Genomic DNA, 19698 nt, shown 5'->3' on the forward strand with positions numbered 1-19698 from the left:
ACCCGAACGGCGATCCAGAACGCAACGATGGGTTCTACCGCGGAGCGCAGATTTGTGTGCTACGGACTCAGCCGCTAGCCAGGCGAGTGAGCCGTGCGCCTGAGCTGCACGGACAGGAGCCGCGGCGGGTCGCTCCTGACGGCCTCCGCGTCGCGCCACTCGCCCAGGTGAACGAGCTCGAACCCGGCCCCCAGGCCGCCGTTCACGTACTGTGACACGTCATGCAGGAACGCGGTCACTCGCTCGGGCTGGCCCGTCTCCGGGTTGACGAAATTGGCCTGGCCCCCGCGCATCTGTCGCACGGGGTGCAGCTCGCACAGGAAGAGCTCCCCTCCCGCGCGCAAGGCGCGGGCAGCCTCGGCGAAGACCGCGTCGATGTCCTCGATATGCTCCAGCACGAGCATGGCAATCACGACGTCGGACGAGCCCTCCGCGAGGGGCCAGGAAGCGCGGATGTCGTGCTGCACGAACCGGACGCGGGGAGAAGACACGCGGGCCCTCGCGCGACGCAACATCCCCTCGGAGAAATCCAGCGCGAGGACGCTCCTCGCGTGCTCGTCGAGCCACTGCGTGTTGCGCCCGGTGCCGCAGCCGATCTCGAGAACGTCCCTGCCGGCCAGCGCCAGGCCGCGTTGCCGGAGGACCTCGGCCGCCAGCTCGCGGGTCCGGTTGAAATCGTCATCGTACGTCGCGGCCCAGCGATCGTAGGCCGTGGCGATCTCGGGCTTGTCTGAAGAGCTGGACATGAGCTCGCTCGGCATCGCTACAAGCTGAGCTCGCTCAGCCCCGGATGCTCGTCGGGTCGCCGCCCGAGCGGCCAGTGGAACTTCCGCTCCTCCGCCGCGATCCGCACGTCATTGATGCTCGCCTCGCGCCGCCGCATCAGCCCCTGCGCATCGAACTCCCACTGCTCGTTGCCATGGGACCGGTACCAGTTGCCGCTGTCGTCGTGCCATTCATAGGCGAAGCGCACCGCGATCCGGTCCCCGGTGAACGCCCAGACCTCCTTGATCAGGCGGTAGTCCAGCTCCCGCTGCCATTTGCGTTGCAGAAACGCCTCGATCGCCGCTCGCCCCTGGAAGAACTCCGCCCGGTTCCGCCAGCGGCTATCGACCGTGTATGCCTGAGCCACGCGCGCGGGATCCCGGCTGTTCCAGGCGTCCTCCGCCAGCCGCGCTTTCCGGGCGGCGGTCTCGGCGGTGAAGGGCGGCAGCGGCGGGCGCGACACGACAGGATCTTCGCTCAAGGTGCACCTGAACGAACCTTCCTCGAATCTCCCATCCCCGGCAACCCCTTTTCACGCGAAGCTCCCCAGGGCCGTACCGCGGACCGGCCGCTCCCGTCCTGCCATCGGCGCGCGTCCGTCGCTCGCGCGCGCCGCCCCGCGGGACCGCCCTGCCCGCTCCGGCGCAGGCGCCGTGGGAGCGGCCACGACGCTTGGCGCTCGCGCCGGCGGCGGGAGCTCGTTAGAGTCGCTCCGCGCTTCGAGGAGCCTGTGCGCTCGAGAGGGATCCAATGACCATTCCGTTGACGTGCGTCTTCATCTCACTTCTCTTGATCTACGTGGCCCGCCTGTTCGTCGCCAAGGCGCAGTCACAGCAGCCCGAGGGCCTGGACAACCGCAACCCGCGCGACCAGCAGGCCAAGCTCACCGGCGTCGGGCGCCGCGCCCTCGCCGCCCACCAGAACGGCTTCGAGGCGTTTGCGCCCTTCGCCGCCGCCGTCTTCACGGCCCACCTCGCGGGCGCCGACGCTCGCTGGAGCGCCATCCTCGCCGTCACCCACGTCGCCGCGCGCGTTCTCTATCTTGTCATGTACATCGGCGACAAGGCCTCTGCCCGGACCGCTGTCTGGATCATCGGCTTCGCCGCCACCGTGGGCCTCTTCCTCCTGAAGTGGCTGGTCTGAACGCCGAAGGGCCGGCGCGGCGGGGGCGCCGTGGCAGGCTCAGCGCGGCAGGGGCATCCACGCGCCGTCCGTCGGGACGTGGACCTGCGCGGGCAGGTTCTTCGAGGCGGCGCGCTGGGTGAACGCCGTCACGGGCTCGCGGTAATGGGCGAACGTTGTGTGGTGGATGGGGATCACGTGGCGGGCGCGGAGCAGCGCGGCGGCGGCGACCGCCTCCTCCGCGTCCATCGTGCGGAGGCCGCGCGCGCCGTCGACGCCGACCGCGCCGAGGTGCGGGAGCCAGAGATCGATGGGCGCGAAGCGGGCCGCCACGGCGCGCATCGGCTCGGTGAAGACCGAATCGCCGGTCCAGTACATCGAATAGGGCGCCGCGCCCTCCCAGCGGAGCACATAGCCGTTGCCCTTGCCGAGCGTCGCGTCGAGCGCCTCATCGTGGGAGTGGTTCGCCGGGACGGCGAGGATCCGCAGGCGGCCGGCGCGGGTCGGGAGCACGGCCTCGTTGTCCCAATCGAGCGGCGTCAGCTTCGTGAATCCGGCGGCGCGCGCCGCGCCGACCGCGTCGGGAGGGAGGATGAAGGTGACGTCCTTCGGGAGCGTCTCCTTCGCGACGGCGTCGAAATGGTCAGCATGGTTGTGGCTGAGGAGGATGACGTCGAGGTGCCCGAGCGGCTCCGCCGGAGGATCGGTATAGCGGGCGACCGGCGCGTTCTCGACGCCGGTCGACGGGTGCTTGGGGAGCGCGAACGCCGCCGGGCCGCGCGGGCCAAGGACGGGATCGGTGAGCAGCCGGAGGCCGTCGCGCTCGAGGATCGCCGTCGGGCCGCCGCGCCACTGGAGGCGCCCGCTCGAGGCCTCGGCCGCGGCGGCTTCGCCGGCCGGCGGCGCGGTCGCGGCGGCCGCGCCGGCCGGCGGCGCGCTGGCTCCGCCGCGGTCCGGCGAAGCACAGGCCGTCAGGGAGAGCGCGAGCAGCGCGGCGACCACCGGGCCCACGGGCGCCCGTGGTCTGCGCGGGCGACCCGTCGAGGGTGCGCCTGCGCCGGGCTCGGCCCCGGCGGGCTGCGGGAGCTGCTCGGCACGTCCATTCCACCTGCTCGGGACACCCGTGATGCGGTTCATCGTCGTCGCCTTCCTGGCCGCGCTGTTGCAATGAGGTTCTCGGCGAGGGACCGCGCGCGCGCGGCGGCGCCCGGTCCCCCCTCGCGGACGGCGGTCACGATCGCGCCGTCGATCAGCAGCAGGATCTGCGGCGCCAGCGCGCTGGCCGAGGGCACGCCGGCCTCGCGCAAGAGCCGCTCGAAATAGTCGATGAGCCGCTGCTTGTGGCGCTGCGCGGCCTCGTGCGCCGGGTGGCTCCGGCTCGCGACCTCGACCATCGTGTTGAGGAACGCGCAGCCGCGAAAGTCGTCCGCGGCGAACAGCTCGGCGAGCGCGTCGAAGACCGCGAGCGGCCGGTCCCGCGGATCGTCCGCGACCGCCTCGACTCGCCCGGCCAGCCACTCGCGAAAGCGCACGTCGCGCGCGTCCAGCACCGCCACGAGCAGGTCGTCCTTCGTCGGAAAGTGGCGGTAGAAGGTGGCCTTGGCGACGTCCGCCTCGGCGATCAAACGATCGACGCCGACGGCGCGATACCCCTCGGCGTAGAAGAGGCGCTCCGCGACCTCGAGGATATGGCGCCTGGCGTCCCGCACGCCGCTGTTCTAGACAGACAGGTCTGTCTTGTCAAGGGCTGCCGGCGCGCGGCCCGCCGAGAAGGCCGGCGACGCGCGCCCGAGGAGCTGCCCTGAGGCGCCGCCGGAAGGCACCACAATACCCGCGATCCGCGTAATCCAGCCGATCATTGCCTGCCCGGCTCAAGCCGTCACACGGCCATGCTCGCGCCAGAACGGCGCCTCGGGCCAGCGCTCCTCGTCAGCATAGTGCGCGATCAGGCGCTGGCGATAGAGCCGGCGCATTTCCAGGAGACGCGCAGCGTAGGCCCGCAGCGGTCCGAGCTCCCCGCGCATCGCCGCGGGGATCGCACGCGCCACTTCCATACCGCCATGCAGCGCCGCGAGGATGCCCTGCGCGGCAGCCGGATCGAAGCTGAGCGCCGCATCGCCGCAAGCCACCCAGCCGGGTCCGTAGACCGGCTCCAGCCAAGCGCCGCAGGCGTCATGGCCGCTCAGCGGCGTGTCGAACACCGCGCCGGGGAAAGCGGCCGCCACATGGCGCGTATCGGCCAGCGCTGCGCGCCATTCCTCGGGCCGCGCCAGCAGCCGCGCCGCCTCCTGGGGCCGGGAATGCAGCATGAAGACCGGCGCACCATCGGGCAGCAGCGCCGCGTACCACCAGCCCTGCGGCACGGTCTCCACGAGCGTGCGGTTCAGGCGATAGGCCGGATCCGGACGGGCGCGGCCGACCACCGCGACGAGCGCCTCGTCGCGCCGCCTCGTCGCGCCGAGCCGGCGCGCCAGCGACGCGGCTCGCCCGCTGGCGTCGACCAGGAAGGACACGCGCCATTCGGCGCCGTCTCGGCTCCAGAACCGCCAGCGCCCATCGTCCCGCGCTACCCGCGCCAGATTCAGCGGCAATGCCCGAGCGCCGGCAGCCAGCGCGGCGGACACAAGCTCGGCTTCGAAGGCGGCACGATCGAGCCGAAAGCCAGGTCCATCTGGCTCGCTCAGGAAATCGCGGTAAATCGGCTCAGGCCAACCCCAGACCGAGATGTTGCCGCCGATCGGCGTGTGCCGCCCGCTGTCGCCGGGCAGCGGCAGACCGCATGCGCGCAGCAGACGCACCGCCGCGCCGGGCAGGGCCTCGCCGGGCTTGGCCGGGGCGGCGCCGTCAACAAGCCTCGAGTCGCAGAGCAGCACCGACAGGCCGGCGCGGGCGAGCAGACAGGCCGCCACCGCGCCGGCCGGGCCGGCGCCGGCCACCGCCACGTCGCAGGTGGCGGCCGATCCGCTCATCGGCGGAAGCGGATCCGGACGGCGGCGAAGGCGTTCATATGTTCCTCGTCCTCCCAGCCCGCCCGCTGTGCCGGGCTGAGCGGCCCCGCCGGCGCCCCCTCGGCCTTCTCGCGCAGCACCCGCGCGCGTTGTTCGGAGATGCTCTCCACATAGATCACCGGCGGGAAATCCGGATCGTCGGGGACGCCCGGCCGCGCCTCCACCACGCCCATGTCGGCGAAATGCGCCACCATCTGCATCATCGCCGCCACCGGATCGCGCGCCGTTCCGCGGGTCCAGAAGGCGCGGTAGTTGAAAGCGGCGAGGCGCTCCTCTCGGCTCCTCGTGGTGTCCACCACCACCTTGTATTCCTCCTCGGTCAGCACCTGATTCGGTACCCGGGCCGGCCAGAAGGAGGGGATGTAGGGGTCGAAGCCCGGCGGATACCCCGAGCGGCAGAAGGTGGTGTCGCCCTGCCAGGGAAGCGCCATCCAGCGGCTGATGGTGCCGGCAGTCTGGTCGTAGAGCGGACCGCCCGGAGCCATCGCGCTCTCCGGCGTCAGCTCGCTGCCGACATCGAGCGGCACCGTCCCCTCGGGCCCCAGGCGGAACCGGAAAGGCGCCTCGTACATGCTGGTATGGCGCAGCGGCCACGTCATCTCGCAGCCCGGATGAAACGCATCGGCGAGGCAGAAGTGCAACGCCGCCTTGTCGAGCATCGCCGGCTGCTCGGCGAGCGGCACGTCATCGATGCTCTGCGGCGGCACCGCGTCGCGGTGCCAGTCGGCGATGAAGTCCCCGTCCACCCAGCGCTGCAGGTGCACCTGCTGCACCCAGGGTAGATCCAGCAAGTTGCGCGGCGAATTCTCGGTGGAGGAGCCGTAGGCGTCACCATACAGATAGGGCCACATGCGCGGCTGGTAGTCCGAGGTCTCGTGGGGTCGAAACGAGTTCATGATGACACGCCGCAGCTCGCTCCATGTGTCGTTCGGACCGGCGGCGCCCGCCTTCGAAGGCGCCTGCGCGAGCTTGTCGACAAAAGCGAGATCTTCGAAATCCATCGGCCCCCCCTTGCCGAACATCGCAGCGAAGCCCTTGTTCACCCATTGCAGGCTCGACAGCCGCCGCAGGAACGGCAAGACATCTCTGGCGAACGACGTGGTCTGCGGCATCGACATCCAGCCGCAGGCGATGTAGCAATCCACGAGCATGTCGTGCATGGTTCGCCAGCCGACCACGTTGGTGCCGTAGTTCGGCGGCGCACAGACCACCCAGGCATGCTGCACCGGCACGGCGCGGCCGCTGATCGACACCGTTGCGGTCACCGGACCGTCGGAGATGTCATCGTACCATTGATCGGCGTTGTTGAAGCTCTTCTTGTCGGCCGGCACGTAGACCGGTGCGTTGGTGGGCGAGCCGGACTTGCCATGCCCGCCCAGCACGAGAAGGCGTCCGCTGTCGTCGGTCCGGATCTCGCCCAGCGGCACGTTCACGCCCATGAACTGGCCGGTATCGAAGCTGTGCTCGCTGCCGCCCGACACCGATTTTCCGCTGATGCTCCGCGGCCCAGGATCGATCGCCAGCGCGGCGCGGTCTGCCCCTTTCACCGTCGGGTTACGCAGGGGCACGCTGGTGCCGGCGGCGTCCGGGATATCGAGCGCCATGTCGAATTGGTACCATTGCGCCTTGCGGTTGGCCAGACGCACGGTCCACTCGATAGCTGCGTCGTCAGCCGTGAGCTCCCTCACGACCTCACCAGCGGCGTTGTAGCCGTAGATGCGGAACTGCGCCGCCTCGCGCTTCAGCGCGCCGGCGGCGTCGCGGTGAAAGCCCGGTGCGAAGGGGTAAGGCTCGGTCACCTGGGGACCGATATAGTACTCGCTCAGGCTGTCGCCGACGCGGCAGATGCCGATCGCGGGATGGATCGCGGCGCGCACGATCACGCTGTCCTTGGCCGGCGGCCAGTCGCCGCTCGGCTTCGGTCGGTCCGGCTCGCCGGTGGGCACGCCGTTGGCGTCGCGCCGCACCTGCGCGGAAGCCGCATAGACGTCGCGTCGCGCCTCGGCGATGGACCCCTGCGGGCGGTGCTCCTCCGTGACGCGCCAGATATTCCACGACAGGTTCTCGCCATACTCCGGTTGGCTTCGCACCGTGATGTCCTGTTGCTCCAGGATCAGATCGGCGAGGTGCACCGGCGGGCTGGCCTCCTCGGGCCAGGGGATCATTGCGTCGTCGAGCGGTTGGGTGTCTGGATTCGTGCGGAGCTGCGCGCAGAATTTGAACGTCACCGGCCCGGCCTTCAGCCGCGCCTCGAGATCGGCGGCCAGATACGTGGGATCGGCCGGCGGGGTGTCCGGCGCGGGCACATCGATCGTGGGCTCCAGCTTGTACTTCACATGGTCGTTCGGGCCGAAGGAGAAAGGCAGGCCGCTCCAGTACGACGTGCCGAGCACGCTGCCCACCGGCTTGGCCATCTCATCGAGGATCTTCTCCGTCTCGGGATGGTCCTTGAGATAGCTGTCGTAATCGTGGTTCACCACGCCGGCGCGGGTGAACTCGCACATGTCCTTGGCGGTGGCGACAAAGAACACGCTCATGTTCTGCAGGATGAAGTCGAACGTTGTGTCGTCCGGCTCGCCGAATATCTTCGCGCCCGGCACGCCGAACAGCTTGATGGCGATGCCCAGCGTGGTCTTGTAATCGTTGTCGGTGGGCAGCGCGTCGGAGGAGAAGCGCAGCCACGCCTTGTATTCGCGACCGGCGAACAGGCCAACACGGTATGTCTCGGGCAGATCCTGTTTGATGCGGAAGGTGGCGCGCACCACGCCATGCGGCTTCAAGAAGACCGGCCGCAGAGCCGGGCATTGTCCGGCCTTGATACGGCCCGTCTGTACCATGTCGACGAACATTTGTACGAGCGAGCCGACCGGATCGGCGGCGCAATCGATGGTGGGCGCGGCGACGACCTTCGAGCTGCTGGACGCGGAGTCGACTGCTTCGAGGCGGAGGCGGTGGGTCATGCCTGGCTCCTTGGTGATGAAAGTGATGCAGGAGACAGTACCGCGATCTCGACGTCAAGCTGCTGGACGGCGAGCTCGGGGCGTCCCCTTTCTCCACCATTGCTGCGCGCATGACACGGCTGCTCCTTCGCACAGTCGCCGGGCCGGCCAGGACCAGGACACGCCGTGCTCCAGCAGCGGATAGCTGTGGATACGATCGGCGTCCGAGCAGGCCCCCATGACGCGCCGGCAGCCCCGCTCGAATGCGATCGACAGCGACGCTCGGACGAGGAGAGGTTGAACCGCCGAGGCATCGAGAGAAGAGGAGGACTCTATTGCTTCTTCTTCCGGCGTCCTCGGCGCCTCAGATCTGGCCCTGTGCGTCGAGTACCCGGCGCGGCCGAGCGCCGGTGCGCGGCGGACAACCCCCCTCACACCGGCGCCGCACCGTCAGGGGACGTTCATCTCGAACGCCACGCTGTAGTTCGGCTGGGCCTTGCCCGTCGTCGAGCCGACGAACGGATCGGAGTCGCGCAGCTGGCCCCAGCGGATCGTGCCGCCCGTCATCGATGTCCCGTCGGTCGTCATCGCATAGCCGACCATCACGCCGGACGCGGGGAGGTTCCGCGCGGTGATCTGCACCGAATCGCCGGAGATCTCCACGCCGCTGATCGGGATCCGGGAGTTGCCGCTCCAGAGCTCGAAGCCGCGGCCCTGCGCCCACTCCGTGAACGCGGTCTGGTGGGGAGACGGCAGCGCGCTGTCCCAGGCGAGCGGCGGCACAGGGACATGGAAGTGCACGGTGACGACATTGCCGCTGCGCTCGACGCGCGTCGGCTGGAGCGGCTGCCAGTCCTTCCCGAGGACGACCTTCTCGAAGTAGATCTGGCCGAATTTCTCGCCGAGCTGCTGGTAGCCGTTCGCGTTCAGGTGGATGTGATCGTTCGCATACGGATACTGGTACTTCGGACCCGAGCAGACGATATCGCCCGGGTGATCCACGCCCACGCGCCACTGCGCCTGCGTCGACGTCGACCGCGTGCCGGCGTCGGTGTGCACCGAGTTCTGCTGGGACACGAGCAGGGGAATGCTCCGCGACTGGCCGGTGATCCGGAGGAGATCCTGGTTGTAGTCGGACCAGAGCTTGACCAGTTCATCCCCGTAGGTCGCGCTGCCGGCGTCGGCCTCGCCGTGCGTGATCACGATGGCGCCGACGCCGTACGTCTTGCCGGCACCCCTGGCGAGGCGCGCGATGGCCTCGGCCTCGAACAGCGTCGCCGCGTAGGCGCGGCCCATCGACGTGTCGCCCGTGGCCGTCTGGGTGGCGCCCTTCCGGAGGACGCTCATCGGCTGCCCGCTCTCCCCGACGACGGTGTGCACCGTGACGTGGTCGCCGCCGGCGGCTGCCTCCGCGAGGGACGAGATCTGGTCGGCCATGGCCGTGTGCGGCGTCTCGCCATAGATGTTCTTCGGGTAAGCGCTGGGGTAGGTCGTCGCGAACCCGCGGATCGGCTCGACGAGCGGCACCAGGGAGAGGGCCGTGCTCGCCGCGTCGAAGGGGGGCACGCTCGCGTTCCCGAGGGACAGCTTGAGGTTGTGAAAGCGCTGCGTCGTGGTGCGGGGCGGCGTGCCCTCCGCGCCGACCGAGAGGCTCTGTCCCGTGCCGACGATGCCGCTCCAGTCCCAGAGCGGCGCCGGCGGCGGGCCGCCGCCCCCTTCTCCAGCGCCGCCAGCGCCGCCGGTGCCTGCCGCGCCGCCGCCCCCTTCGCCGGCGCCGCCGGTGCCCGCCGCGCCGCCGGAGCCGCTCGCGCTGCCCGTCGCGCCCTGACCGCCGGCGCCGCCGGAGCCGCTCGCGCTGCTCGTCGCGCCCTGACCGCCGGCGCCCTGACCGCCGGCGCCAGAAGACGACCCGTCCGACGAGTCGCATCCGAGCGCCGCGAGGAGGAGAGCGAGAGTGCCTGACGAACCGAGGCTCAAGAACGAAGATTGTCGCATGTTGGCTCCTTGCCGCTGCACGAGCGGGCCGGGTGTTCGCGCGGCCCGGAGCGTCGATCGTCAGGCCGCGTGGTGGAAACCAGGACCGGCCATAGCACGGAGGCGCAGAAAAACTGAACCGATTCAGTTGATGGGGACCTCAACCTCGGTCGAGAGCTCCGCCTGGGCGTCGAGCTCGGGGGGCAACCTCGGTCGGGTCTCACGGGCCCCATCACGCCGGAACCTCGAAACGTCGACCAGGGTCGGTCTCACCCGGGCCCCTCCATCGGCTCGCCGCCCGCGTACCCATCGCCGAGCACGTGCTACGGTCGGTCCCGATGCAGGCCAATGCAGCGTTGCACGACGCCCTCGCGGAGTTCTTCGCGCTCTTTTCATCGAATTTCCTCCAAGGAACGCGCGAAGTCCCCCCGTTCACTGCGAGGCTCGCCGGGGCGTCGATCGAAGTGGCCCTCCAGGCAGGCGAGGGCGGGACGACCCTCATCCGCCAGCGGGGCTCCGCCCTCTACCTCCTCGCCGGGCGGCTCTGGGCGGAGGCCCGCGCGAGCGAGGGGCACGGCCGCTGCTGCCTGCTGCCGACGCTCACCCCTTATCCCCTCAGCTTCTCGACGCAATGGAACAACTGGCAGAACCTCCAGCAGGCGGCGCTGCCCGCGGTGGGCCGGATCGCCCTCGGGCTCGATGACGATGCGCACGAAGAGGCGGTCCTCCTCCTCCGGCACGTCCTCGACGTCGACTCCGGCTATTGGCTCGAGCTCGAGCGCGCCGTGCCGAACGGGCTCCGGAAGGAGGTGCTCGCGAAGCTGCCGGAGATCGAGCAGCGGACCAGCTCGACCTCCTCGCTCGGCGGCCACCTGAAGGCGCTCGCGCCTCACGCCGGGAGCAGCGATCCTCGCGAGCGGCTCTTCGTGGCCAAGCACTATCGAGCCACCACGAAGCACCTCTCGAACGACAATCACCTCACGTTCATGAAGAACATCCAGCCCGCGCTCGAGGCGTGGCTGAAGGAGGGGGACGGCGCCGTCTTCGAGACGGCGGTGGGGATCGCCGAGATGCTCGGGTACAAGCTGTTCCAGCGCAGCGCCCACGCCGAGGCCGAGCCGTGGCTGTCGGCGGCGCTCGACGCGGGAATCGCCAGCGCAGAGCTGCTCCGCGCCCGCTGGGAGTGCCGGCTCTACCGGGGCGACGAGCGCGCCGCCGCGGAGGACTGGCGCGCGGCCGAGCCGATCGACGACCCGGCGCAAGGACTCTCGCTCGGCTTCTTTCATCGGGGCGACCGGCAGGATCGAAAGGCGATGGGGCTCTCGCGGGTGGCGCGATCCCTCGAGAAGCTCGCGGGCGGGGAAGACCCCTGCCGCGACCGCCCGAAGACCAAGAAAGCCAAGGCCATCTCCGAGACAGAGCGTTCGTCGCTCCTCGCGAGGGCGCGCGAGCTCGCCGAGGAGGCGGTCGCCCTCATCGACGAGCGCGCTCGAGGTGACGAGGCGCGCGCCCGCGCGGGCCAAGGGGTCACGGATCGCGGCTTCGAGGCGCGCATCTTCGCCGCGCGGGCCTTGGTCCGCGAGGGTTCCGGAGATACCGCCGGCGCGCTCGACGATTATCGCCGGGCGCGGACGCTCGCTACCGCTGCCGGGCTGTCCTGGCAAGGCGACCTCCATGGGGAGGACATCCGGCGCCTCGAGCATGCAGGCAAGGAGAATGGCGGCGCGATCCCGGAGCACTTCGACCCCGAGTGGTTCCTCGCAAGCGAGCGTGGCGACGACGAACGCAGCCGAGCGGCCGCCGTCTGGTGCGCACAGCCCTGGCGCGTGGTCCCCGACGCACGCGAGCGCGGCACGTCGATCCCGATCGCCTTCGCCCTGGTCAAGGCCATCGTCGATCACTCGGCGGCCCTGTGGAAGCTCGGCGAGGACGACGGCGTGAAGCTGCCCGATCGGCTCGATCTGGCGCAACGGGCCCGACCGCTCCTCGATCGATTCGCCGACCGGCGCGACGCCGACCGTCTGCAGAGCGTCCTCGACGACGCGCACGAGATCGCATTCGATATCTTGCCCCGCCATGAAAAGGCCGAGCGCGCGGCCTTCTTCGCTTTCCTGCGAGCGCTCGGCGGCGCCGAGGCGATCGACGAGGCGATCGACGAGGAGCATGTCCTCTCCGCGCTCGGCGACGACGCGTGGAGCCGCTTGAGGCGGCGTCTCGAGGCCAAGCTCGACGAGCTCGACCCGCTGCGCGACGTCTTCGACGCGACGGTCCACACCGGCGCGCCGGTGGAGGCGGTGGTCGCGGCGCTCGCCGCTTACCAGCAGCTCTTCCGGAACGATTGGGCATCTTTCTCCACGCCGCGGCCGGCCTGGGTGAAGCTCGCCAGACCGCTCGAGCGGGCGGACGGCGCGAAGCTCGCCCCGGCGCTGATCGAGCTCATCCGCCACGAGCAATCCGTGCCAGGTCATTATGGCCTGGCGCGCCTGCCGGCGAAGTCCCTCTGGCCTCTGTTTTACGCGTGGCACCCCTCGACCGAGGTATTCCTGCTCGAGGTGCTCGCGGGGAAGCTCGACAATGGAAAGAGCCTCTCCGCGACGCAACGCAAGACGCGCCACGAATGCCTCTCCTGGTTTGCCGGCGAGAAAAAGCTCGCCAAGCTCGGCGCGGCGCTGGCGAAGCGGCGCCGGTAGCGTCCCGATGCGAGGGACGAGAGGACCGAAGCGGCGATTTCCCTCCTTCCGAAGTCGCATCGCCCCCTCCCTGCTGAGCGCGACTTGGACGACGGCGCAACACTCGCCGCGGCCAATGCGCTGGAGCACATCACCGGCGCAGGGATGTGCAAGGACGCTGCGGTGGAGGACGGGGAGATCTTCGTCTCCGATCCTCCCGCGCCCGACGTCGGCGAGGCGCGCGAGCCCAAGCTCGCGCCGCTGGTCAGCGATCCCAGGTGCCGATTTCCTCCTGATCGACGTACAGTGCACGGCGAGTAGATCATGACCGCCCCCCTGGTGACGCCGACGCTCGAGCACGCGCTGCCGATCGACCGTGACGTTGTCCACTGTGCGACGTTCGCGCTCGCGTGGGCGGAGCTCCAGCGGCAGCTCGGATCCGAGGACGTGCTGGTCGAGCCCACGGAGCTCTCGCGGGCGCTGGGCCGCGCAGCTGCCGTCGCCGCCGGCGCCGTGGATTCAGCGGAGTCATTCGCCTGCGCAGGAGAGGGTGATGCGGCGATCGCTGCGATCCGTGCCGAGCTGGCTCGCCGGTTCGGCGATGCGCAGACGCGGCTATTGCCGCAGAGCGTGCCGGCGCACGCTCTCGTGGCGTTCGCCTTGCTGCGGACCAGGGTTGCATTCGAGCGGCCCTTTGTCCGCGATCGCTCAGCGGGGCTCTCGTTCCTGGGGGGCCGCGTGCAGTGCTTCGGCCACTGGGGCGGCGCCGGAGCGAGCGCCTATGCGGGCGCCGCGACCGTACACCGTTACGAGTCGCCGGGCGATTTCGTCATCGAGCTCCGCGGCCGCGGCGGCGCGTCGGTCGTCGTCGCTCGCCGTGAAGGCTGGTCGACGCTCGCGGAGGCAACGCACGACGCCCTCGGCGCGGTCGATCGTGGGCCTGGCCGGTGGGCTCGTCTGTGGGGGCAGACCTCGCTGCAGGACGATGACATCTTCCAGGTCCCGGTCGTGTCGCTGCGCGTCGATGCGTCCTTCGACGAGCTCGTCGGCAAGCCCATCGTGCCGGGGGATCGCGTCCTCGTCGCCGCGTTTCAGACGCTGGAGCTCGACGTCGACGAGCACGGAGCGCGGCTCGTGTCCGAGGCGCTCGCGCTCGGCATGAAGAGCCGCCGCCGCCGTGGGCGCGAGCTCGTGTGCGACGGACCGTTCTTGCTCGCGCTGCGGCGCGCCGGCGCGCCAGCGCCGTACTTCGCCGCGTGGCTGCAGTCGGGCGCGGCGTTCGTTCCCGTGGAGCCTGGGTGAGCGGGTGAGCGCGGCTCCTAGAAGGGCCGCGGATCCACCGTGGTCCATGAGCCCTTGATCACCTTCTCGTGGACAGGGGGGCCGGGTTTGGTGATCGTCGCGCCATACGAGGGGACGATCTTCCCTATGATCGCGTCGGAGCCGAGGTAGGCGCCGACACGGCTGTCCGCCTTGGCGCCCGAGGTCGGCGCGAGCGTCGTGTCGGCCACCCCCTGCGCCATGCTCGGCCCGAAGAGCGGCTTGGTGGCGCCGTTGCAGGAGGCGACGTCGACCTTGGCGCCGGGCGCCGCGCCGTTGAATCCAGCGGCGTTGAGCTGTTTGCCGAGCTCCCTGCCCCCGACGCTCTTCTTCTTGCCGTTCCACTCGATCGAGCCTGGATCGCCGTGGGAAACCACGATCACGTGATCCTCACCGGCGAGGTTCGCGCTCGGCAGCTGGTGTCCCTGGATCACCGTCGCTCCGGGATACTGCTTCTGGTACATGGCCACCGAGTCGTTGATGACCTTGTCGTTGCTCCCCTGGATGATGACGACGAGCCCGAGCGGGTCGAGGTGGAAGGTCGCGTTCGGCAGGAACCCGATGTCCTGAAACGAGGCCGGAAAACCGAGCGGGTCTGGCGTGAGATAGACGCCGAGGTCAGGGTCGTAGTACCGGAACCTGTTGTAATGCAGGCCCGTCCGCGGATCGGCGCGGTGCCCAGCGAAGCGCAGCGCGCCGATCGCGCCGCTCGAGCGCGCGACGCGGCCCCACGCTGACAGGTCGACGTCGGCGAGCTCGCCGCTCGGCGCCGCGTAGAGCCAGGGCGTCGCGGTCAGGTCCGTGGCAATGAGGCGCCACTCTCCCTCCACGGTGCGCTCGGCGAGCGGCGTGAAGCCGTCGTCATCGAAGACACGCCTCACGGAGCGCAGATGACTCGAATCGACCTCCTCGACGAGCGCCTCGTCGTCCCAGAGGAAGAACGTGCTCCGGCCGTCGTCGCCGAGCTCCGCGAGTCGTCGCGCCCGCGCCGACGGTGATCGACTTGTTCATCTGCCCCATGCTGCCGGTGATGCCGGCCATGCCGAGCTCGATGATGACGTTCGGCGCCCCGAGCCACGGGAAGCAGGGCCCTCCGGTGTTGAGGCTGACAACCTCCTTGAGCGTGCCGGGCTCGTTGCCGTGGCATGCCTTCATGCAGCCGCCCACGGTGAGGATCTTCGCGCCTTCGATCTTGGTGCGCATGCACGGATCGATGATCCCCTCGGCCACGGTGCCCATCGTGGGATAGGGGATCGATAAGGGGCTCGGGGCGGCGGGGGTGAGGCATACGCTCACCGCCATGCCGGTCATCTGGTGACCGGATTTCTCGGTGATGGTGTCCATGTGGAGCGCGGTGACCTTGCCCATGGTGGTGAGATGGTCGCACATGGAAGACATGCGAGGGAAGCCGCCGTGCTGGGCAGCGATGGCCGCGCAGGCGGGTCAGGGCATGACGTGAGGCGCCTTGCGGCGCGTCCGGCAGCACCTCAACCTGGGTCGGTGCCTCCTGCGCCGGCGCGCACCGCGGGGAGCGGGCGGCGCCGACAGCTCACCTCGATGAGGATGTCGCCGGGCGCCTTGAAATAGAACATCACGCCGCGGCCGTTCTCGCTCACGGGGCCGCTGTCGATGCCCGCCGCGACGATCGCCGCGTGCTTGTCGTACACGGTGGCCAGGTCGCCCACGATGAAGCCGATGTGGAAGCCCTCCGGATAAGGGCCGTCCGCCTCGCGCCGGCGCTGGAGGACGAGCGTGAAGTCGCCGGGCCCCGTGAGGATGGCGATCGCCGGCGAGTGCCGGTTGCCGTGGACCTCGAACTGGAAGTGCCGCTCGAAGAACGCGGCCGTTTCGAGGACGTCGGGGACCTGGAGATCGATGTGATTGAGCTGCATGGGAGCCTCCACGGAGGACGCACGTGCGTCCACGTGCCGTGGGACCTCACTCCGTTGTGGAGGGGACATGGGCTCCCGTCATGGGAGTGGCCGGGGCTCGCCTGAACCGGCCTACCTCTTTCGGCGAGCAAGAAGATAGCGAAGCGATCGCGACATGGCAACGTCCGGCGAGACATCGACGCGCCGGCGTGGCGGTCGAGGAGGGCGCCGCGCGCGCTCGGCGAGGCGACGGGGTGGGCGAGCCAGCTCGGCGCGCGATCGTTGCCGCGCGGGCGGCGCCGAGATCGGGAACCTCAACCCCGGTGAGCGGCAGCGGCGGTGCCTCAACCTGGGTCGGGCATCAACGACGGGTTTTAGCTATCCTGCGTGGGTGGCTCGACGAAAATACAAGGTCATAGCCGTTCGTCGGTATGGCGTCGAAGGTGAACCAGATCGCGAGATCGTTCTGAAGATCGGCGAACCAATACAACCGGCCTCGCCCAGCGGCTCGTGGACGTGCCCTGTCTTTCTTGATGGGCTGGAGCCGGACATCCAGTATGCCGAAGGGGTCGACGCTGTCCAGGCAATCCAAAGTGCCATGCGATACGCGCGACACGCGCTAGACAACTGCGGGCTGCCGATCACATGGCTGGGTCAGGAGCCCGGAGACATCGGGCTGCCGCTTCCTATAGATGGTCCGTTTGGGCTCTGGTTTCAGCGCAGACTAGAAAAGCTCGTAGATGATGAAACGGAGCGCGTGGGCGAGATCGTGGCCGCGGTTGTCAAGGAGCGCGCACGGAGGAAGCGCGGGCCTTGAGGCTCGCTCGGTCTGGTGCTCCCCCGCTTCCGCGGACACCCCCGACGGCACCAGGAGGTAGGGATGGAACGGAGAAAGCGGAGGGCCGTCACGCCCAAGTTCAAGGCGGAGGCGGTACGGCCGGCGACCGGAGCATCGGACGTGGCGTCCAACTATCTCGCAACCCTGAAGAGGCAGTTCCAATGAACCGCATCGACGAGCCCCGTGTCGTATTCTATCTTCGACATCAGGCGCTTATCGAGAAGTGGGCCGTCCGTCGCCCAGCTCGCGCACACGTTTCTGTGCTCGTGCGCAGATGATGTCGCCGGGCTCGCCCCGCAGCTTTCTCCCGACGTCGGCGTTCACATGGATCTGCAAGGAGACTGGCCGAAGGTCCTCGTGTTTTCACGACAATGGTTCAGAACAAGCGAGGGTGAATCCGTGCCGAAGGTCGGGATCGGTCTGGAGTGGAACAAGAAGAGCCGGCTTAATTTCGCGACCTCTCCTGACTGCGCGTACACGGGGGTGCGGGTGAATATCGCTCTCGCCGACGGCAAGGGGCTGTCGAGGAGGCTCCGGGATGGGTTTGCAGCGACCGGACTCATCAAGTCGCACAAGCTCGTCACCAGCCCTTGGTGGCCCGCCTACCGCTACGAGGTAGCAACGGGGGAGTACTGGGACGACCTCGGGCACTACCGGGCACAGCTCATCGAGTCAGTGCGGTTCTTCTGGAGGGTGTTCGAGCCGCGGATCCCGGACGTACTGACGGGCCAAGCGCAGGTTCCCCTGGACCATGCGGTAGAGGTGTCACGCGACCAGGAGCGAAGCTGCCCGAGGCTGAAGCCATACCGGCTCGCCAGCCGAACCTGGTGAAGCTCGCGATGCCCGATGCGCTAGCTCAGGGCGGCGACGCCGGCTTGGTTCGCTGCTCCGGACGACTGGAAACTGGGCAGGTCGACCCGAAGCAGGGTGCCCGCAGCTTGCCAGCCCCCGCATGCTAGGCTCCGAGCATGCCCGAGCCTCTGGACCTTCCCGCCGAGGAGCGGGACGACAGCCCCTACGACGAGAACGGCGTGGACCGCTCCCTCGTCCGCTGGATGCTCAGCCTGTCCCCTACGGAGCGGCTGGCGCACGTGCAGAGCTCGATCGATCTGATCATGAGCGTGCGTAAACCACCCCCGCCCTGACCTGACCTCCGGCTCGGGGGCATCAAGCAGCGGACTCGTGTTGAAGGCCGACGAGCATGCGCGCGAAGTCGCAGAGCGCCGAGGCGCCACCGAGCCGCAGGATGAGCTGGAGGACGGCCTCCGCGTGGAGGTAGTGCTCCGACGGCAAGTAGGCGAACAGGGCCGGATCGCTGATGTCGATGGTCCGTTGCCACGCGTCGGCGCGCGCGCGCACCGACCAGATCGCCCGGAGCGCGGCATCGGGCAGGCTCGCCAGGGTGTCGCAGAGCACGCCGTCCTCCACGTCCACCAGCGCCAGGATCGCTCGCACAGCGGCTTCGATCTCCGACGCGCTGGCCACGCGCTCGGCCTCGGACAGCGACACCGCCACGCGAGCCCAGCCGCGGAGCCGCTCGTCGGGCGACAGTTCCCCTCCTCCCCCTCCGCCGTCCGCCGGGGCGTCGCTCGGACACGCCGCAGGGTCGCCCGCGCCCGCGCCCGCGCCCGGAGCCGCCTCGACCTGCGCTTCGAGCATCGCGCGCACCTCGCGCGGCAACGTCTTCTGCATCCAGGACGTCCACTCGAAGAACTCCGCCCCTTCCTCCAGCGCCCAGCGCAATCCCGGCTCCCACCGGGACGCGGGCAGCATGGCCCACACCGGGTCGGGAATGGCCATCAGCCGATCGCCCGCCTGCGTCCTGCCGATGTGGCCTTCCGCAACCGCGTCGAGCACCCTCCCTGCGAGCGGCGCGGCGCGCTCCGCCGGCACCAGCGGCAACACCGCTGCGATCGCCTCGACACGATCCTCTTCGTCGAGGTTGTCGCCCCCTTCCACCGCGGCCAGCGTCTCTTCGATGAGCGCCGCGCGCTGGTCGCCCTCGGCGAGCGTCGCAGCGGTGAAGATCCCCCTCAGCCGCACACGCCCGGCGCGCGCACGCACCACGTCGAGGTAGAGTGAGAGGAGAACGCCGCGCGGCGCGCCGTCGGTGAGCTGCGCGGCGCGCTCGAGTGTGTAAAGAATCTCCACGCTGACCGGCCGCTCGTAGCGCGCGAGCGCGGCCCGCAGGTGCTCCCGTTGCTCCTCGGGGGAGAACAGCTCGGCGAATCCGGGGGAGTCGTAGAGCTCCTCGCCGCTCTGCAGCAACGCCCGCGCGAGCCGGGCGCGCCGCTCGCCCTGGAGCGTGCGCGCGAGCTCCATCACAAGCGCAAGCTCGTCGCCAGCCGCGTGGTGCTCGGCGAAGTCCAGCACTCTGCCGAAGCCTCGGTCCGTGACGATCGCCGCTGCGTGCTTCGGGCCGAACAGCAGTCGCCCAAGCCGCGACTCCGCCGCTTCGATAGGTGGTGTCGCCCCACGCTCTTCGGCCGCCATCGCCGCTTGCGCCATGCGCCCGCCCAACGCCGCGCGCAGCCGTACGATCTCGCCGCGTGCCCGCTCGCGATCTCGATCCGGCACGAGCGGCAGGAGATCGCACCACGCGAGGAGCGCCACGACTGGCTTCGCCCCGGGGATCCACGTCTCGAACTCCGGCAGGGCGCGCGCGATCTCCGCCGCAGAAAGATACGATGCGCACGATCGCAGCGCCTCCCCGCGGCGCGCGCTCAGCGCGCGGATCGCATCGAGCGCGGCGTCGTGCTGTCCGGCACGCGCGAGCCGCACAGCGACCGCGGCAACCGCCCCCTCGTCGACGAACCATCCCGATCCATCGCCGATCTGAGGCCGCCCGATGAGCGCGAGCACGGCGCCGAGCGAGGCGTCGGGAAATACCCCGAGGTGGTGGAGGACGAACGTGTGACGGCTTCCGAAGTCCACGCACCGGAGCCGCTCGATCGCTTCCTCCGCGCCCCACAGCCCGAACTCCAGCGCCCTCGCGCGCAGGCTGAAGGGGATCGCCCTCTCAGCCCAGGACGCCCGCTCCGCGATCTCCCTCGCGCGGAGCTGCTGCAGCATTGCCTCCGCGCGCGCCGGCTCCGAATCGGCCTCGTCGAACGATCTGTCCGCGAGGCGCCACTCTCGGGGGCAGGCGCACGACGTTGCGCCCGCTCTGGACATCTCAAGCCTTGAAGGCGC

General features: G+C 69.8%; 18 protein-coding genes. 7 read left to right on the forward strand and 11 right to left on the reverse strand.

All coding sequences use genetic code 11. The features are described from left to right. Positions 1-74: 74 nt before the first annotated feature. Both WMF46_RS26115 and WMF46_RS26120 read right to left on the reverse strand, forming a co-directional pair. Entirely contained in the window at positions 75-746 is a 672-nt protein-coding gene (locus WMF46_RS26115) for a class I SAM-dependent methyltransferase (RefSeq protein ID WP_437979679.1), read from the reverse strand. Between the two features lie 17 nt (positions 747-763). Further along, complete coding sequence (locus tag WMF46_RS26120; RefSeq protein WP_437707409.1) at positions 764-1228, reverse strand: DUF1348 family protein; 465 nt, start codon at positions 1226-1228, stop codon at positions 764-766. A gap of 287 nt (positions 1229-1515) precedes the next feature. Between WMF46_RS26120 and WMF46_RS26125 the strand changes: the two genes are divergently transcribed. Then, positions 1516-1908, forward strand: a complete 393-nt coding sequence (locus WMF46_RS26125; RefSeq protein WP_437979680.1) for an MAPEG family protein — start codon at positions 1516-1518, stop codon at positions 1906-1908. A gap of 39 nt (positions 1909-1947) precedes the next feature. Here the strand turns inward: WMF46_RS26125 and WMF46_RS26130 are convergent, their stop codons facing one another. From WMF46_RS26130 to WMF46_RS26150, 5 genes are all read right to left on the reverse strand, one after another. Beyond that, positions 1948-3024 (reverse strand): MBL fold metallo-hydrolase, encoded by a 1077-nt coding sequence (locus WMF46_RS26130; protein WP_437979681.1) that lies wholly within the window; start codon positions 3022-3024, stop codon positions 1948-1950. After that, on the reverse strand, positions 3021-3596 hold the full coding sequence (locus WMF46_RS26135) for a TetR/AcrR family transcriptional regulator (protein WP_437979682.1): 576 nt from the start codon (positions 3594-3596) through the stop codon (positions 3021-3023). Before WMF46_RS26135 ends, WMF46_RS26130 begins: the two co-directional genes overlap by 4 nt. A 162-nt stretch (positions 3597-3758) precedes the next feature. Next, positions 3759-4856, reverse strand: a complete 1098-nt coding sequence (locus WMF46_RS26140; RefSeq protein WP_437979683.1) for a tryptophan 7-halogenase — start codon at positions 4854-4856, stop codon at positions 3759-3761. Next, positions 4853-7744, reverse strand: a complete 2892-nt coding sequence (locus WMF46_RS26145; protein ID WP_437987937.1) for a LodA/GoxA family CTQ-dependent oxidase — start codon at positions 7742-7744, stop codon at positions 4853-4855. The genes WMF46_RS26140 and WMF46_RS26145 overlap by 4 nt, the downstream gene beginning before the upstream one ends. A 540-nt stretch (positions 7745-8284) precedes the next feature. Next, complete coding sequence (locus WMF46_RS26150; RefSeq protein ID WP_437979684.1) at positions 8285-9829, reverse strand: dockerin; 1545 nt, start codon at positions 9827-9829, stop codon at positions 8285-8287. A 317-nt stretch (positions 9830-10146) separates the two neighbouring features. On the opposite strand from WMF46_RS26150, the gene WMF46_RS26155 reads away from it, so the two are divergent. The 3 genes from WMF46_RS26155 (at position 10147) to WMF46_RS26165 (ending at position 13779) form a co-directional block, all read left to right on the forward strand. Beyond that, positions 10147-12498 carry a hypothetical protein gene (locus WMF46_RS26155; RefSeq protein WP_437979685.1) on the forward strand — a complete coding sequence of 784 codons (2352 nt, stop codon included), beginning with the start codon at positions 10147-10149 and terminating at the stop codon, positions 12496-12498. A gap of 84 nt (positions 12499-12582) precedes the next feature. Then, positions 12583-12798, forward strand: a complete 216-nt coding sequence (locus WMF46_RS26160; protein WP_437979686.1) for a hypothetical protein — start codon at positions 12583-12585, stop codon at positions 12796-12798. Between the two features lie 3 nt (positions 12799-12801). Next, complete coding sequence (locus WMF46_RS26165) at positions 12802-13779, forward strand: hypothetical protein (protein ID WP_437979687.1); 978 nt, start codon at positions 12802-12804, stop codon at positions 13777-13779. Between the two features lie 17 nt (positions 13780-13796). On the opposite strand, the gene WMF46_RS26170 is transcribed toward WMF46_RS26165, so the two are convergent. The 3 genes from WMF46_RS26170 to WMF46_RS26180 all read right to left on the reverse strand — a co-directional run bounded on the left by WMF46_RS26170 (position 13797) and on the right by WMF46_RS26180 (position 15689). Beyond that, positions 13797-14678: an RHS repeat-associated core domain-containing protein gene (locus tag WMF46_RS26170; RefSeq protein ID WP_437979688.1), complete on the reverse strand. Its 882-nt coding sequence runs from the start codon at positions 14676-14678 to the stop codon at positions 13797-13799. Beyond that, positions 14659-15186, reverse strand: coding sequence for a DUF4150 domain-containing protein (locus WMF46_RS26175; protein WP_437979689.1), 528 nt, complete (start codon positions 15184-15186; stop codon positions 14659-14661). The genes WMF46_RS26170 and WMF46_RS26175 overlap by 20 nt, the downstream gene beginning before the upstream one ends. Before the next feature lie 98 nt (positions 15187-15284). After that, positions 15285-15689 (reverse strand): VOC family protein, encoded by a 405-nt coding sequence (locus tag WMF46_RS26180; RefSeq protein ID WP_437979690.1) that lies wholly within the window; start codon positions 15687-15689, stop codon positions 15285-15287. A 154-nt stretch (positions 15690-15843) separates the two neighbouring features. On the opposite strand from WMF46_RS26180, the gene WMF46_RS26185 reads away from it, so the two are divergent. The 3 genes from WMF46_RS26185 to WMF46_RS26195 all read left to right on the forward strand — a co-directional run bounded on the left by WMF46_RS26185 (position 15844) and on the right by WMF46_RS26195 (position 17651). Continuing rightward, entirely contained in the window at positions 15844-16485 is a 642-nt protein-coding gene (locus WMF46_RS26185; RefSeq protein WP_437979691.1) for a DUF6968 family protein, read from the forward strand. 420 nt (positions 16486-16905) lie between these two features. Further along, a complete protein-coding gene (locus WMF46_RS26190) occupies positions 16906-17337 on the forward strand; it encodes a hypothetical protein (RefSeq protein WP_437979692.1) in 432 nt (143 codons plus the stop codon). A gap of 137 nt (positions 17338-17474) precedes the next feature. After that, entirely contained in the window at positions 17475-17651 is a 177-nt protein-coding gene (locus tag WMF46_RS26195; RefSeq protein WP_437979693.1) for a hypothetical protein, read from the forward strand. 22 nt (positions 17652-17673) lie between these two features. Here WMF46_RS26195 and WMF46_RS26200 read toward each other — a convergent pair whose 3' ends face one another. Further along, positions 17674-19578 (reverse strand): hypothetical protein, encoded by a 1905-nt coding sequence (locus WMF46_RS26200; RefSeq protein ID WP_437979694.1) that lies wholly within the window; start codon positions 19576-19578, stop codon positions 17674-17676. Positions 19579-19698: the final 120 nt, after the last annotated feature.

This window comes from Sorangium sp. So ce117 (genome assembly GCF_051524395.1).
Taxonomy (GTDB): domain Bacteria; phylum Myxococcota_A; class Polyangia; order Polyangiales; family Polyangiaceae; genus Sorangium; species Sorangium cellulosum_B.

Coding starts and splice junctions, on each gene's coding strand:
- WMF46_RS26115 (WP_437979679.1), bottom strand. CDS start 746: ATGTCCAGCTCTTCAGACAAGCCCGAGATCGCCACGGCCTACGATCGC.
- WMF46_RS26125 (WP_437979680.1), top strand. CDS start 1,516: ATGACCATTCCGTTGACGTGCGTCTTCATCTCACTTCTCTTGATCTAC.
- WMF46_RS26130 (WP_437979681.1), bottom strand. CDS start 3,024: ATGAACCGCATCACGGGTGTCCCGAGCAGGTGGAATGGACGTGCCGAG.
- WMF46_RS26140 (WP_437979683.1), bottom strand. CDS start 4,856: ATGAGCGGATCGGCCGCCACCTGCGACGTGGCGGTGGCCGGCGCCGGC.
- WMF46_RS26145 (WP_437987937.1), bottom strand. CDS start 7,744: ATGTTCGTCGACATGGTACAGACGGGCCGTATCAAGGCCGGACAATGC.
- WMF46_RS26150 (WP_437979684.1), bottom strand. CDS start 9,829: ATGCGACAATCTTCGTTCTTGAGCCTCGGTTCGTCAGGCACTCTCGCT.
- WMF46_RS26155 (WP_437979685.1), top strand. CDS start 10,147: ATGCAGGCCAATGCAGCGTTGCACGACGCCCTCGCGGAGTTCTTCGCG.
- WMF46_RS26165 (WP_437979687.1), top strand. CDS start 12,802: ATGACCGCCCCCCTGGTGACGCCGACGCTCGAGCACGCGCTGCCGATC.
- WMF46_RS26175 (WP_437979689.1), bottom strand. CDS start 15,186: ATGTGCGACCATCTCACCACCATGGGCAAGGTCACCGCGCTCCACATG.
- WMF46_RS26180 (WP_437979690.1), bottom strand. CDS start 15,689: ATGCAGCTCAATCACATCGATCTCCAGGTCCCCGACGTCCTCGAAACG.
- WMF46_RS26185 (WP_437979691.1), top strand. CDS start 15,844: ATGGCAACGTCCGGCGAGACATCGACGCGCCGGCGTGGCGGTCGAGGA.
- WMF46_RS26195 (WP_437979693.1), top strand. CDS start 17,475: ATGCCCGAGCCTCTGGACCTTCCCGCCGAGGAGCGGGACGACAGCCCC.
- WMF46_RS26200 (WP_437979694.1), bottom strand. CDS start 19,578: ATGCTGCAGCAGCTCCGCGCGAGGGAGATCGCGGAGCGGGCGTCCTGG.